Origin of the sequence: Pseudoalteromonas sp. Ld19, assembly GCF_045064135.1 — a bacterium.
GTDB lineage: Bacteria > Pseudomonadota > Gammaproteobacteria > Enterobacterales > Alteromonadaceae > Pseudoalteromonas > Pseudoalteromonas aliena.
In genome coordinates, this window is sequence record NZ_JBISHA010000017.1 from 173903 (window position 1) to 187942 (window position 14040).

Consider the following 14040-nt stretch of genomic DNA (forward strand, 5'->3'; position numbering starts at 1 on the left):
GTGGCTAAGTCTTTATTTTTAGTTACTGGGCTATAGTTCTTGCAATTAGTCCCTGTCTCAAATTAACTTAACCTAATATTAATCGTTGGGTGTTGTTATGTTTAAACGGGTATTACAGCGTTGTGTGAAAAATTACTGTTTTTTAATTACCTGTTTTCTTTTTAGTCACTCAGCTCTGGCTGAAAATATTGAGTTAGTCGTTAAAGATCAATATGGTCAACAATTAGCAGATGCGGTAATTGAATTAGAACAAATAAATAAGCCGTATTCGCCAGCTCCTCGTAGCGTTGCTATTATGGATCAGGTTCACAAACAGTTTTTACCTGAGCTATTAATTGTACAAAAAGGGCAGCGAGTGAATTTTCCTAATAGTGATAACATTCGTCATCATGTGTATTCTTTTTCACAGGCTAAGCCATTTCAACTAAAGTTATATTCAGGGCAACCAAAAGATCCAATTACTTTTGAGCAACAAGGCGTTGTTGTGTTGGGGTGTAACATTCATGATTCTATGGTTGGCTATATTTACATAGCAAGCAGTGAACGTGTTTATAAAACAGATGAACAAGGCCGCATTGAGTTACCTTTAAATGATTTTCCTCTGCAAATTAGTGTATGGCACCCTTTGCAAACTGAGTCGTTGGAGAGTAAAAAAATCATAACAATTAATGATAAAAGTGATTTAGTAGTAACAATAAATACTTCATCACCATCGCCACGTAATACGTTTGGCAGTAAATTTAAGGCTGGTAATGACTAATAGTTTAAAAAATCGTATAACCATACTTTGTGTTGGCTTGGTGTTATTAACTACTATGGTCAGTTTGTTTAGTTTTTGGTGGTCTACAAGTAAATTTCAAGAAGAGAAAGTTAATCAAGATATTAGCGTAGCGCAAAACGTTTATAAGCAATATTTAAAATCAAAAGAAAGCTTACTATTAACAGCAGCTAAGGTACTTACCTCTGACTTTGGCTTTAAGCAAGCTGTTGCTACGCGTGATGCAGGAACTATAAGCAGTGTGCTATTTAATCATAGCCAGCGTATAGATGCTGAGCTTATGATGTTGATTGATTTGTCAGGGACGCTAATTTCAGCTAACACCAGTGAAGATCATTTTGCCCACGATTTACGACCATTGATGAAAGAGTTATTAAATGCCCCTGAACAATCTAGTTTTGTTGTATTAAACAAAGAACTTTATCAAGTTATCCTACTACCAGTAAAAGCGCCACGTACAGTGGCTTATAGTTTGGTTGGCTTTAAAATTGACGATAGTGTTGCGAGCGAACTTAAAAACTTAACCGGTATGGATGTGAGCTTTATAGGGAGTGCGGATGACTTGGTTATTAGCTCGTTAGTTAAGCGCCCTGAACAGTTTGATCCTGTTAATTATTTTAATACACTCACTACGTCACGCTTTTTTAGTGAATATTTAGTGTACCGCAATCGCGATATAAACCTACCTTCATTACACAGCCATCCGATTATTATATTACTTAGCGCTGATTTAACGCAAAGCTATAGCGATTTTGAAAAGCTATTTTTGACCTTAATGGTATTGGCTATTTTGACCTTATTTGTGGGCGTAGTTACCAGTAGTTTACTGGCTAATAATTTAACCACCCCCTTGACTCAATTAGCAGCCATTGCAAGGCAATTTGCATTAGGTAATTATAGCTTTGAATTTAAAGGTAAAAAGCAAAGTTCAGAAATAACCACTTTAGTTGAAGCATTCAACAGCATGGGTAACGATATTCATGAGCGTGAACAGCAAATAAATTTTCAGGCAAAGCATGACTCACTTACTGGGTTTTATAATCGTTCGGCGATGCTAGAAGTACTTTGTGAACAACTTGAGCCATCAACTGAGTACACCTTAGTTGGTATCGATATAAAAGGTTTGCGTCATATCAATGACAAATTAGGCCCACGTATTGGTGATGACTGCCTAAAAGCGGTTGCGTGCCGTATCGGTGAGTTTTCGGATGAACTTGGCGGTTTTCATGCACGTATTGGCGGGGATGAATTTTTAACTGTGTTTCCAATGGTTGCGGCAAAAGAGTTTAAAAGTGGTATTGAAGGGTTAATGGCGCAACTGCAAGCATGTTACACAATTCAAAAATTAAAAATTAATCTGCGCTTTAGTGCCGGTATTGTTCAGTATCCTACGCAAGGTATTGCGAGTGATGATCTGATGCGCCGTGTATTGATTGCCGTTGATAGCGCAGCAAATGAGCATGAAAGTATTCATTATTATCAAGTAGGCGAGGATGAAGCACATTTAGATCGTTTAATTATGCTTGATGAATTAAAACAAGCGATTAGTGACAATGATGGTCAATTATTTATGACCTATCAGCCTAAATTACACATGAAAACACAAAAAATAGATAAAGTTGAGTCGCTTATTCGTTGGCAGCGAAAAGATGGTAGCTGGGTTAATCCTGAGCTATTTATTGATTTGGCTGAACAATCAGGCCTCATTGTAGAGTTAACTGCATGGGTTGTGAATACCGTTGTTGCACAGGTTGCTAATTGGCAATCAAAGGGCATTGAATTACAAGCCGCTATTAATGTATCAGCGCAAGATATTGCATTTCCGGGGTTCCATAGCGCATTGGTGGATACACTTAAAGAATACAAAGTGGCCCCAGAGTTGATCACTATTGAGCTTACGGAGCGAGATATGATCGAAAATGAAGAAAAAGGCATTAAAGCACTCGAATATTTGAAAATGATTGGCGTTAAAATATCATTAGATGATTACGGTGTAGGACAAACATCGCTCGGGCGCTTAAAAATGCTGCCTATCGATGAATTAAAACTAGATAAGTGCTTTATTTTAAAATTAGATGAGTCACAAAAAGATCAATTTATAGTGCAGTCTTCCATCACTTTGGGGCACCAGTTGGGTTTCTCTGTTGTTGCTGAAGGTGTTGAAACATTGGACTCGTTAAATTTATTAAAAAATATGAAATGCGACCATGCACAAGGATACTATTTAAGCAGACCTTTAAAAGCAGAGCTATTAGAAGAATGGCTGCATGAGTATTATGCAAAAAATTAAATACTTTATAGTCTTTTGTTTATTACTAACAAGCGTACCTAGTATCGCCAGTAGTGGAAAATTATTAGCCACCCCTGGCGTTTCTCAAATAGAGGGGAGTGCAGGTGGCGGTATTGTTCCGTGGGCGCAACTTGCTGGGTATGCCAGTGATGATGAGTTTTCGATAAATGGTTTTTGTAGTCGCGCAGATATAACTGACTACACGCTTGATGTATGTGGTGCGCAGCTTAATGTATTTAACCGCGTTGAATTTAGCTATGCATTACAGCAGTTTGATGTTCCTGCATTTAGCACAAAAATAGAGCAATCAATAACGGGAGTTAAAGTTCGTTTATATGGTGATATTGTTTACAGTCCTTTGCCGCAATTAAGTGTAGGAATTACACACAAGTCATTAAACGATGGAGCCGTTGCTAAGTTAATCGGCGCAAAAGAGACTAGCGGAACAGATTTTTACCTAGCAGCAAGCAAGCTGCACTTAGGTGCAGTTGCAGGTTACAACTGGTTTTGGAACGTCACAACACGTTATAGCAAAGCAAACGAATTAGGCTTGTTAGGTTATGGCAGCGCTAGTACTAATAGTGGTTCAAAAATACTGTTTGAGGGCAGTACAGCGATATTTTTTAGCCGTGAAGTGGCGGTGGGTATAGAGTATCGACAAAAATCAGATAATCTCAACTTAGGTGAGCAAGATTGGAAAGATGTGTTTATTGCGTGGATGCCAAATAAAAGTGTGAGTGTCACTGCTGCATATTTAAATTTAGGACGAATTGCTGGTGCAAATGATCAAACAGGCTGGTATGTGTCGGTAACAGGGTATTGGTAATGAAAAACCTTTCTGTATTTTTATTATGTGTAATGTTACTAGCCGGCTGTACTAATACACCTAAATTATCGCTCTATGAGCAGGTAGGTGGTAAAGCCGGCATAGCAAAGCTAATTGATAGCTTTATTGATCAAATAGGTAATGATGAGCAGGTATTTCATTATTTTGAACACGCTAATATTACGCATTTTCGCCAAGGCTTTATAACCCACATGTGCATGTTACTCGAAGGCCCTTGTAAATATAATGGCGATTCAATGGTCGCTATTCATACGGGTATGCATATATCAGAAAAAGACTTTAACCACGTTGTTGATTTACTTATTAATGCAATGAATAACCAAAACATAAATCATCAAATACAAAATAAAATTCTTTTTAAAATGGCACCACTTCGTGGCGAAGTTATTAGCATTTAAATACTTCATAAAAGAACATATAAAGTGATTACCAGAGTTCAGGTCATTTATCTTCCAAAGCAAGTAAAGACGCGCTAGCATTAGCAACTGTCTCAGGTGTGATTTCTGTAATAATCTCAGCATCATGCAGACTTGTACCGTTAGCCACTAAAGATATTTTATTTTGATATTTAGGTTCGACAATGCTCCACGGTGACGTACCAAGCCCTACAACCGCTGCGAACGCGGTTTTTGTTGCCGCCGCTATGTGCATTGCTCCCGAGTCAATAGTGATTAATAAATTAGCATTTGCGATTACATCAACCAATTCGGTAAGGGAGGTTAGTCCAGTGAGATCTTGATGATCAATTTGCTGTTGGTATAAATCTTTTGATATTTTATTATTCTCAGCTGTCTCTTGATTATCTCCGACAAGTATAAAATGACAGGGGGTCATTTCATTCAAATATGCTAAAGATTTAAGTGCCTGATGTGATGGGTAATGCCTTTGTTTTTTGATCACACCACCGTAATAAACTACCACTACAGGTTTGCTTGTTGTCTCTATTAACTCGCTCTTTTGGCTAAATAAGTACGGAAGTGGAGATGCCGAAAAAGGATTGTTGTGAGGTTCATTCACTAATCGACAATATCTATTTATATAATGGTGATTACTATTTAGTTTGTAGCTATGGCTAAGTAGCCAAGAGCGTCCATTCTTTTTATAACCTATTTTGTATTTTATTTTAGCTAAAGAGCATAATAGCGCCTCAGAGAATCCGCTTCTCATAATTACAGCCATTTGGACATTATTATTACGAATTTTTTTAGCTAAAGAGAACACAGAAGATAGCTTTTTTTTGTTACAGCGCTGATCTATCATTATGGTTAAGTTTAAGCGATCATCGCGCTCAAAAATAGGTGCAAGAAGCGGTTTGACCAATAAGATTATTTGGTTATCTGGGTAAAGTTCTCTGAGTAATGTTGTTGCGGCTATGCTGTTAATTGCATCACCAATATACTTTGGTGGAATAATTAAAATAGAGCCGGTTATTTTTTTATTTATTAGTTGCTTCATAGCACGTTGTATTGTTATTAACTTATTTATAATAATAACTTAAATATATAAAACTGAGAATCGTCTAGTTTGTGAATTTTTTATTTTTTAAAGCCATACGGGCAATTTTTGCAGCCGTTTTTACAACACGATCCTCGCTTTAAAAAAAACCACTTACTAAATACCATATAGCCATTTTGCATGGTGTAATCAAGGCCTTCAATTAGATTGTCGCTCCCTCTAAACTGCTTGGCGAAACCTATTTGGCTTTTAATTGGCTGCTTATAAATATCTTCTAGAAAAGCACTTAGTTTATTAAGCGTGCACTTGCGGCATAAACAACTTGTTGCATTGGTATCTAGCGGTAAAATAGCAGGCAGCTCGTTGCACCAACACGCCGATATATTATCTACATTACACGTTAGAGTGGTATGGCATTGAGTGCAGTTAAGTTGAGTCATCATAATTCTTTTTAATAACAATGAACCAAGAATAACAAACATTATGAATATACAAAAAGCATTAGCTGAATTTATTACGTTTGGTGAACAAAGGGATGAAGCTATATCGGCTATTGTTTCAGGTTCTGCTGATAGCAATAAAACCCATTATACTCTCTCAACTGCGGTTTTAATTGATGTACTTAAACGCTGTTTATGTAACGAAATAGACTTGGATGACTTGGAGCTTTGGGCAAACGTAATTGAATCGCGAGATGATATTGATTGCTCAGAGCATGACGGTGTTATTTATGCGCTCAGCAACAGTGAACAAATGGGAGAGCTTAACCATGAAAAACTGGCTCAAATATTGAAGCTAATAGCTAAATGAAGCAAGCTGCGCGTTTACAGACAAATTTAGCACCGAGCCTAGGGTTGTAGACGTAGAGCTTGCTCACGTTAAAAGCTTCGCGCTTATGTAACGTATTTTAAAAGCGAGGTATAAACCTCACTCACAATAAAAAACACCATACTCAAATTGAATATGATGTTTCTTTTCAAGTAACTTAAAACTTTATTACTTATGATATCCCAAGCACGTTTCTACTTCGTTTTTAGAACCTAAAATAACAGCTACGCGCTGGTGGATTGCATCAGGCTGAATATCCATAATACGTTCAGACCCTGTTGATGCGATACCGCCAGCTTGCTCTACAAGCATGGCCATTGGATTTGCTTCGTAAAGTAGGCGTAATTTATTTGGTTTTTTAGGATCTTTTGTATCGGTAGGATAAGTAAATAAACCACCGCGACTCAGTACGCGATGAACATCGCCCACCATCGCTGCAATCCAGCGCATATTAAAGTTTTTAGCGCGAGGGCCAGTATCGCCTGCTAGTAAATCATTGATGTAGTTTTGCATAGCTGGTTGCCAATGACGTTGATTCGATGCATTAATTGCAAATTCGTTTGTATCTGCAGGAATAGTGGCAAAATCTTCAGTGAGTAAAAAGCTGCCTTGTGTTTTATCAAGGGTAAACATGCGGGTGCCTTTGCCTGTGGTAAGCGCAAGCATCGTTGATGGCCCGTAAAGTACGTAACCTGCAGCAACTTGCTTATGACCTGGCTGCATAAAAATGCTTTCATCAGCAGCGTCAGAGCCTTCAGGCGCTTCCATAATAGAAAATATAGTACCCACAAGTGAGTTAATATCGGTATTTGACGAGCCATCCAGTGGGTCAAATGCGACGATAAATTTAGCGTCTGAGTTACCAGCGACTGTGTAGTCTTCTTCTTCTGAGGCGATTGCTTTAACCGTGCCTGATTCCAGTAAAATATCTTTTAACAACTGGTTAGATAATACATCGAGCTTTTTTTGGGTTTCGCCTTGAATATTTTCATCAAGGGTTGAGCCTAATACGCCAGATAGTTCGCCTTGACCAACGCGAAACGAAATTTCTTTACATGCTGCTAAAATTGTTCGAATTAACGATAAAAGTTCTCTTGAACAACCATCTTCAAGTAATACTGGAGGGAGTCTACGCATTCTATTTTCCTGATAACGTGTTAAAACTAATCATAATGTGAGAGAGATTAGCTTAGAGCGCTGAAATTCGTCTTAAATACCTGTATTGTTTAAATACCACCTTATAATGGTGGTACCTAATCGTACTTAAAACGCCAATAACAAAGATAAGATTATGAAAAAAATATCACAACTAAGTTACATATTCTTGACCGTGTTGCTCTGTATCATAACTCAAGCGCACGCAGCAATTAAGTCAATTGATGAATTTACTACGCAAATGAATCACTTTCCGGGTTATTACTCATTTTTTTATGATACTCAAAATGGAAAAGTATATTTAAAAGTAGATAAGTTAGAACAACAATTTTTATTACAGCAAAGTTTACCATATGGTATTGGCTCTAATGACATAGGCCTTGACCGGGGTCAGCTTGGTAATACCCACCTTGTGCAGTTTGAACGTTTTGGCGATAAAGTGATGCTACGTGCTGTAAACACTTACTATCGTGCTAATACGAGTAATAAGGCTGAGCAGCAAAGCATTAAAGAAGCGTTTGCATCAAGCATACTCGCAGGTTTTAAAGTAGTCGCCGAAGAAAAAAATACAGCACTTATTGATTACACACCTTATTTGTTAAGTGATGTGCATGGTGTAAGCCGCACGCTTGCTGCGCGTAAGCAAGGCAGTTTTAGCCTTGATGAATCGCGTAGCGCCGTTTATATGAATCGCTCAAAGGCATTTGTAAAAAATACTGAGCTAGAAGCAGTACTTACATTTAAAGGCACAAAACCAGGCGAATTTGTTCGCCAAGTCAGCGCCGACCCATACGCACTTACTGTGCATATGCATCATTCACTAATTAAATTACCAGACGATAACTACACGCCGCGCAAGTTTAATCCACAATCAGGCTTTTGGAGTATTGAACATAAAGATTACGCCGCGCCACTGGGTGAGTCACTGTATGTGCGCTACATACCACGCCATCGTTTAACTAAAAAAGATTCAAGTCTGCCTATTAGTGAGCCAGTTGAACCTATTGTTTATTATCTTGATCCAGGTGTGCCCGAACCGGTTAAAAGTGCGTTACTTGAAGGCGCAAAGTGGTGGAACGATGCCTTTAGCGGTGCCGGATATAAGAACGCATTTATAGTAAAAGTGTTGCCAAGTAATGCCGATCCTATGGATATTCGTTATAACGTTATTCAATGGGTACACCGTGCAACGCGTGGTTGGTCATACGGTAGTTCGGTAATCGACCCACGTACTGGCGAAATAATTAAAGGCCATGTAACACTTGGATCTCTGCGTGTTCGCCAAGATATTTTAATAGCGGAAGCACTTGCTGCACCTTATTTGAAAGGCAATGAAGTTGCTAAAAATTTACAAGCAATGGCGCTTGATCGTATTCGTCAATTAAGCGCCCATGAAATTGGTCATACACTAGGTATTTCTCATAATTTTGCGGCATCAATAGGCGATAGAGCCTCTGTAATGGATTACCCACATCCGTTACTTAGTTTTAATGAACAAGGTAAGCTTGATGTAACGCGTGGCTATGCAACAGGCATGGGCGTGTGGGATAGCCAAGTAATTAAATATGGTTATAGCGACTTTACTAACCAAGATGAAAGCGCAGAACTCGCTGCTATTTTAAAAGAAAATAAAGTCAAAGGCCTTGAGTTTATATCAGATAGCGATGCACGAGCTAAAGGTGGTGCGCATCCAACAGCCCATTTATGGGATAATGGTACTAACCCTTCACAGGAACTTTTACGCGTACTCGACGTACGTAAAAAAGCGCTTTCGCAGTTTGGTATTAATAATATTAAAACGGGCGACTCACTATCGCAATTAGAAGAAAAACTAGTTCCGCTTTATCTGTTTCACCGTTTTCAGGTTGAAGCTGTGGTTAAACTTATCGCAGGTGTTGATTATGAATACGAAACACGCGGTGATTCACCCGTAAAAGGCGCGCAAGTGGTTGATAAAAAAGTGCAGCAAGAAGCGGTAAACGCTATTTTTGTAACGCTTAAACCCAGTAACTTGTTACTTCCTGAATCTGTGTTATCGCTCATTCCCCCAAAAGCGTATGGCGAGTCTAAGTCTCGCGAAAGCATAGTCGGGCGCACGGGGTTAACACTTGATGCAATGGCGTTGCCAGAGGTGGCTGTACAGCATAGTTTGTCACTTTTGTTAAACGCACAACGCTTAAATCGTCTAGCGCAACAACAAGCACGCAATAATGAATTTTATAGTTTAGATGAATTATTAAAAGCGCTTTATAGCCAAGTGTTCAATGTATCGTCGCCTAACACTATGGTAGGTAAAATCACCCAGCGCGTACAGTTTTTAACAGCAAAAACTATGGCTGATTTAGTCGCAAGTGATAGTGTCAGCCCAGAGGTGCAAGCACAATTGCGTTATTATTTAGTTGAGCTTAGTGAAGACTTTAACCAAAATTCAATGCTAAGCCATACAAGTACTGGCGAGAGTGCGTTTAAACAATACTTAGCTGAGCAAATAAATCAGTTTTTAATTAAAGGTCAGTGGCCAAGCAATTTTAAAGTATTGCCAATACCACCAGGCTCACCAATTTAGTACTTATTTTAAGTAAGCGATAAAGCAAAACACCGAGTGTATTTATGCTCGGTGTTTTATTATGTGCTTATAGCCGATAGCGTACTTTTACTTGCATAAAGTTGGTTTTTTGTTAACCTACCCGCCTTCCATTTTAGTCTTTTTGAGGTGTTTATGGCGTTTCTATCTCGTTCGATATTGGCGTTGTCCATAGCATTTTCAAGCAGCAGTGTATTCGCTCAAAAGCAGTGTGACGTAGAACTCAGACACGGTTTAATTATTACCGATGATGTAATTCGTATTGTTGATAAAGGCCAAACCCGCGTGCAAATTAATAACAATAACCAATTGTTTATTCGTGGTTATTGGGTTGATTTGAGTGACGACGAAAGCAAAGTACTTGAGCAATTTAGTAATGGCATTCGTCACACAGTACCTGAACTAGTAAACCTAGCCACCGATGGCGTTAACTTAGGGTTAAGTGCAATTGAGCACATTGTTGAAGGTATGTCAGATAAAGAGCCTGAGGTACTTAAAACCCAACTGCAATATGTAGAACGTGCATTAATGGATAAGTTTAAGCGCGGCGACGATTTCTTTTTTATAGCGCCACAATCGCTTTCTCAAATTGATGATTTTTTTACTAAAGAGATTAGCCAAAAAATTCACTCTGCAGTGCATGGCTCTCTCGGCGCTATTTTAATGTCGTTGGGAGATGCGTTTAAATCGCGTGAAGGCAATATAGAAGATCGCATTAACGATATGGGCCAGCGCATGGATATCATCACCAAAGAGATTGATAAGTCGTTGCAAAAAAAAGCCCATCAACTTGAACTTAAAGCGTCTGAATACTGCGAATGTTTAAATGCATTAGATGTCACCGAATCGCGTCTGCAAGCAATTGTGCCTGGGATGGCCGATTTTGATTTAGTACAGATAAAATCTTAAACACAGCTTTTATAGCTTAACCTCTTCGGCTGTTAGCAATCTATACTCACCGCTTGCTAGGTTTTCATCTAATTTAATCCCCGCAATCTGCTCGCGATGTAATTCAACGACCTTATTATCTACCGCGTAAAGCATGCGCTTAACTTGATGATATTTACCTTCACTTATTGATAAACGCAGCCCGTAATTTGCGAGTCGTTCAGCTATAGCTGGACGGGTTAGATCTTTTTCGTTATGCAGCATGACACCTGTTTGTAGTTGCCTAAGCGCTTCATCGGTAATAGGTTCTTGGGTTTCTACTAAGTAAGTTTTAAATTTATTACTTTTAGGTGAGGTGATTTTATGTGACCACTCGCCATCGTTAGTAATAATAACCAAACCTGTGGTGTCTATATCTAAACGACCGGCTACGTGAAAATCGCTCATATTTGGCTCATCAAGTAAGTCAAAAACAGTTTTGTGTAGCTCGTCACTATTAGCGCATACATAACCGACAGGTTTGTTGAGCATAATGTAGCGCTTACCTAAAAAGACTAAAGGCTCGCCTTGGTGCAATACTTCATCTTGCTTAGCAAGTTGAAAATTATGTGACGTAATTACTTCGCCATTAACGCTTACTTCTTTTCGCTTAATACTCGCGCGGGCTTGCGTGCGTGGCATTTCTGCTAAGTGGCTAATAAATTTATCTAAGCGGCAAGGGAATTTCATTTTAGTTCACATTTTTAGTCGGCTACAATGGGCGCGATTATAGCCGATAGTGAAATGCCATGACAGAGCACAGCACACTAATTTTAAACCATTACCAAGCAAAAGTTATATCCGGTGAGCTTATCTTTGATGCAGCCCAACAAAACGCGGTAATGGCATTAAATAGCTTAAGTGAGCAGTTACAAACACCGTTAAAGTGGTGGCAAAAAGTACCCACAATAAAAGGTGTTTATTTATATGGGCCAGTAGGGCGTGGTAAATCTATGTTGATGGATTTATTTTATAAAAACCTACCTATTGAGCAAAAGCAGCGGCTGCATTTTCATCATTTTATAGCGCAAGTGCATGCCCAACTTTCGCAGCTGCAAGGGCAAGCAAATCCACTTACACTGATTGCTAAGCATTGGGCTAACAATATCCGTGTGCTGTGTTTTGACGAATTTTTTGTGAGCGACATTGGCGATGCCATGATCATGGCTAAGTTATTTAATGCGTTGTTTGAACAAGGTGTGGTGCTGGTGGCTACATCTAACGCAAAGCCTGAGCAGCTTTATTACAACGGCCTGCAACGGGTGCTATTTTTACCTACGATTGATTTAATTAATAGCCATTGCCATATCATTAATGTAGCGGGGGATGATGATCATCGTTTTAGATACGGTAAAAATAGTCGACATTATTTTATTAATTTACCAAATAACGATTTTAAAAATGAGTTTTTAACGTCTTTCTCTACAGTAATTCATAATAATACAATTAGCGTGCATGGCCGCGAATTACCATATTTATTAAAAGCCGATAGCGCCTTGATGATTGATTTTATGGCGCTATGTTCCGGCCCGCGCAGTGCTAACGATTATATGTTTTTAGCAACGCAATTTGATGTGTTATATGTATCGAACGTGCCACAAATGGGTATTAAAGCGACAGGTAAAGTGATAGTGCACGGTATAGAAGATAGCTATCAACGTGAAAAGCAAACGCTCGACGAGCACACCTTTGACGACGAAGCGCGGCGCTTTATTGCCTTAGTGGATGAGTTTTATGATTGCAATAAGTTGTTAGTGATCAATGCCCAAACTGATATTGAGCATTTATATAAAGGCAAAAAATTGAGTTTTGAATATGCACGAACACAGTCACGCATAGTAGAAATGCAAAATTGGTGAGTATAAATAATGGATTTTAGGCATTAGGCTAAAGTGTAAATATAAAATTTAGACCTTACCTTGTTTTCATAAGACCTTTATTGTCTATACCCATTCGGGTTATTTGACTGCCAACGCCATGTATCTTGCATCATTTCATCAATACCGCGCAGAGCTTCCCAGCCCAGTTCGCTAAGTGCTTTTTCTGGTGCTGCATAACATGCAGCAATATCGCCAGCACGACGTGGGGAAACCTGATACGGCACAGCTTGATCGCTAGCTTTAATAAATGCATTTACCATTTGCAACACAGAATACCCATTACCAGTTCCTAAGTTATAGACTAGCGCACCAGTGCTCGAGGCAATTTTATCAAGCGCTTTTAAATGGCCAATTGCTAAATCTACTACATGAATATAGTCGCGCACACCAGTGCCATCAACGGTATCGTAGTCATCACCAAATACAGCAAGTTGCTTTAATTTACCTACAGCAACTTGTGCAATAAATGGTAAAAGGTTGTTTGGGATACCATTAGGGTCTTCACCAATTAAGCCTGATTTATGCGCGCCAACGGGGTTGAAGTAACGTAAAATAGCAAACGCAAAACGCTCATCTGATTTAGCGATATCTTGTAGCATCATTTCAACTATAAGTTTAGATGTGCCGTAAGGGTTAGTAGTACCGCCTACGGGGAAGTCTTCTCTAATTGGTAAGCTAGCAGGATCGCCGTAAACAGTCGCTGATGAGCTAAATACTAACTTAAATACACCAGCGTCACGCATTGCATCAATAAGTGTTAACGTCCCTTGTACATTGTTTTGATAATACTCTACGGGTTTGGCAACTGATTCCCCCACCGCTTTTAAACCAGCAAAATGTATAACACTATCAATTTTGTGCTTAGCAAACACTGAATCCAAAAAGGCTTTGTCGAGAATATCACCTTGGTAAAAAGTGGCTTCCTTACCTGTGATTTTTTTTACACGAGTAAGAGACTCCTGTGATGAATTACTTAAATTATCAATAACAACAACTTTGTTACCTTGCTGTAAAAGTTCTAAAACAGTGTGTGAGCCAATATAGCCAGCGCCACCGGTTACTAAAATAGTCATGAAAGCTCCGTGGGTACCTTTTATCAATTGTGTCAATTTCACCATAAATCGTGTTGCTTTACATGTTTTATCTGTAATTTTTCTAGCTTAAATAAGGCCTTTTTTAATCTAAGTGATGGTAAATTATACAAACCTGTTTACATTCAGTGTGTTTTAAATGACACTTAAAAGCGAAAATCAAGTTTTTTATGAAAACAAATTTAAAAGTGAGCTTAGGAAAGCT

Annotated in this window: 13 protein-coding genes; 8 read left to right on the forward strand and 5 right to left on the reverse strand. The window is 38.6% G+C overall.

Annotation, left to right across the window (positions count from 1 at the left end; all coding sequences use genetic code 11):
* Window positions 1-97 precede the first annotated feature (97 nt).
* The 4 genes from ACJJVZ_RS05785 to ACJJVZ_RS05800 are packed head-to-tail and all read left to right on the forward strand — an operon-like array spanning window position 98 to window position 4313.
* Complete coding sequence (locus ACJJVZ_RS05785) at window positions 98-760, forward strand: methylamine utilization protein (protein ID WP_405598879.1); 663 nt, start codon at window positions 98-100, stop codon at window positions 758-760.
* A complete protein-coding gene (locus tag ACJJVZ_RS05790; RefSeq protein ID WP_405598882.1) occupies window positions 753-3068 on the forward strand; it encodes an EAL domain-containing protein in 2316 nt (771 codons plus the stop codon). Before ACJJVZ_RS05785 ends, ACJJVZ_RS05790 begins: the two co-directional genes overlap by 8 nt.
* Window positions 3055-3894 carry a DUF3034 family protein gene (locus tag ACJJVZ_RS05795; protein WP_405598884.1) on the forward strand — a complete coding sequence of 280 codons (840 nt, stop codon included), beginning with the start codon at window positions 3055-3057 and terminating at the stop codon, window positions 3892-3894. Before ACJJVZ_RS05790 ends, ACJJVZ_RS05795 begins: the two co-directional genes overlap by 14 nt.
* Entirely contained in the window at window positions 3894-4313 is a 420-nt protein-coding gene (locus ACJJVZ_RS05800) for a group 1 truncated hemoglobin (protein WP_405598887.1), read from the forward strand. Before ACJJVZ_RS05795 ends, ACJJVZ_RS05800 begins: the two co-directional genes overlap by 1 nt.
* A gap of 43 nt (window positions 4314-4356) precedes the next feature.
* On the opposite strand, the gene ACJJVZ_RS05805 is transcribed toward ACJJVZ_RS05800, so the two are convergent.
* On the reverse strand, window positions 4357-5370 hold the full coding sequence (locus tag ACJJVZ_RS05805) for a glycosyltransferase family 9 protein (RefSeq protein WP_405598889.1): 1014 nt from the start codon (window positions 5368-5370) through the stop codon (window positions 4357-4359).
* A gap of 80 nt (window positions 5371-5450) precedes the next feature.
* A complete protein-coding gene (locus ACJJVZ_RS05810) occupies window positions 5451-5810 on the reverse strand; it encodes a DUF5522 domain-containing protein (RefSeq protein WP_405599102.1) in 360 nt (119 codons plus the stop codon).
* A gap of 43 nt (window positions 5811-5853) precedes the next feature.
* Here ACJJVZ_RS05810 and ACJJVZ_RS05815 point away from each other — a divergent pair, with 43 nt between their 5' ends.
* Window positions 5854-6180, forward strand: coding sequence for a hypothetical protein (locus ACJJVZ_RS05815; RefSeq protein ID WP_405598891.1), 327 nt, complete (start codon window positions 5854-5856; stop codon window positions 6178-6180).
* Between the two features lie 186 nt (window positions 6181-6366).
* Here ACJJVZ_RS05815 and ACJJVZ_RS05820 read toward each other — a convergent pair whose 3' ends face one another.
* Window positions 6367-7335, reverse strand: coding sequence for a class 1 fructose-bisphosphatase (locus ACJJVZ_RS05820; protein WP_138586320.1), 969 nt, complete (start codon window positions 7333-7335; stop codon window positions 6367-6369).
* Window positions 7336-7489: 154 nt separating this feature from the next.
* On the opposite strand from ACJJVZ_RS05820, the gene ACJJVZ_RS05825 reads away from it, so the two are divergent.
* Together ACJJVZ_RS05825 and ACJJVZ_RS05830 are read left to right on the forward strand one after the other, a co-directional pair.
* Window positions 7490-9919, forward strand: a complete 2430-nt coding sequence (locus ACJJVZ_RS05825; protein ID WP_405598894.1) for a zinc-dependent metalloprotease — start codon at window positions 7490-7492, stop codon at window positions 9917-9919.
* A gap of 153 nt (window positions 9920-10072) precedes the next feature.
* Entirely contained in the window at window positions 10073-10846 is a 774-nt protein-coding gene (locus ACJJVZ_RS05830) for a YggN family protein (protein ID WP_138586322.1), read from the forward strand.
* A 9-nt stretch (window positions 10847-10855) separates the two neighbouring features.
* Here the strand turns inward: ACJJVZ_RS05830 and rsuA are convergent, their stop codons facing one another.
* On the reverse strand, window positions 10856-11554 hold the full coding sequence (gene rsuA / locus ACJJVZ_RS05835; protein ID WP_405598897.1) for a 16S rRNA pseudouridine(516) synthase RsuA: 699 nt from the start codon (window positions 11552-11554) through the stop codon (window positions 10856-10858).
* 59 nt (window positions 11555-11613) lie between these two features.
* Here rsuA and zapE point away from each other — a divergent pair, with 59 nt between their 5' ends.
* Window positions 11614-12723 (forward strand): cell division protein ZapE, encoded by a 1110-nt coding sequence (gene zapE, locus ACJJVZ_RS05840; protein ID WP_405598899.1) that lies wholly within the window; start codon window positions 11614-11616, stop codon window positions 12721-12723.
* Between the two features lie 77 nt (window positions 12724-12800).
* Here zapE and galE read toward each other — a convergent pair whose 3' ends face one another.
* Complete coding sequence (gene galE, locus ACJJVZ_RS05845) at window positions 12801-13817, reverse strand: UDP-glucose 4-epimerase GalE (protein WP_405598901.1); 1017 nt, start codon at window positions 13815-13817, stop codon at window positions 12801-12803.
* Window positions 13818-14040: the final 223 nt, after the last annotated feature.

Coding starts and splice junctions, on each gene's coding strand:
- ACJJVZ_RS05785 (WP_405598879.1), top strand. CDS start 98: ATGTTTAAACGGGTATTACAGCGTTGTGTGAAAAATTACTGTTTTTTA.
- ACJJVZ_RS05790 (WP_405598882.1), top strand. CDS start 753: ATGACTAATAGTTTAAAAAATCGTATAACCATACTTTGTGTTGGCTTG.
- ACJJVZ_RS05795 (WP_405598884.1), top strand. CDS start 3,055: ATGCAAAAAATTAAATACTTTATAGTCTTTTGTTTATTACTAACAAGC.
- ACJJVZ_RS05800 (WP_405598887.1), top strand. CDS start 3,894: ATGAAAAACCTTTCTGTATTTTTATTATGTGTAATGTTACTAGCCGGC.
- ACJJVZ_RS05805 (WP_405598889.1), bottom strand. CDS start 5,370: ATGAAGCAACTAATAAATAAAAAAATAACCGGCTCTATTTTAATTATT.
- ACJJVZ_RS05810 (WP_405599102.1), bottom strand. CDS start 5,810: ATGACTCAACTTAACTGCACTCAATGCCATACCACTCTAACGTGTAAT.
- ACJJVZ_RS05815 (WP_405598891.1), top strand. CDS start 5,854: ATGAATATACAAAAAGCATTAGCTGAATTTATTACGTTTGGTGAACAA.
- ACJJVZ_RS05820 (WP_138586320.1), bottom strand. CDS start 7,335: ATGCGTAGACTCCCTCCAGTATTACTTGAAGATGGTTGTTCAAGAGAA.
- ACJJVZ_RS05825 (WP_405598894.1), top strand. CDS start 7,490: ATGAAAAAAATATCACAACTAAGTTACATATTCTTGACCGTGTTGCTC.
- ACJJVZ_RS05830 (WP_138586322.1), top strand. CDS start 10,073: ATGGCGTTTCTATCTCGTTCGATATTGGCGTTGTCCATAGCATTTTCA.
- rsuA (WP_405598897.1), bottom strand. CDS start 11,554: ATGAAATTCCCTTGCCGCTTAGATAAATTTATTAGCCACTTAGCAGAA.
- zapE (WP_405598899.1), top strand. CDS start 11,614: ATGACAGAGCACAGCACACTAATTTTAAACCATTACCAAGCAAAAGTT.
- galE (WP_405598901.1), bottom strand. CDS start 13,817: ATGACTATTTTAGTAACCGGTGGCGCTGGCTATATTGGCTCACACACT.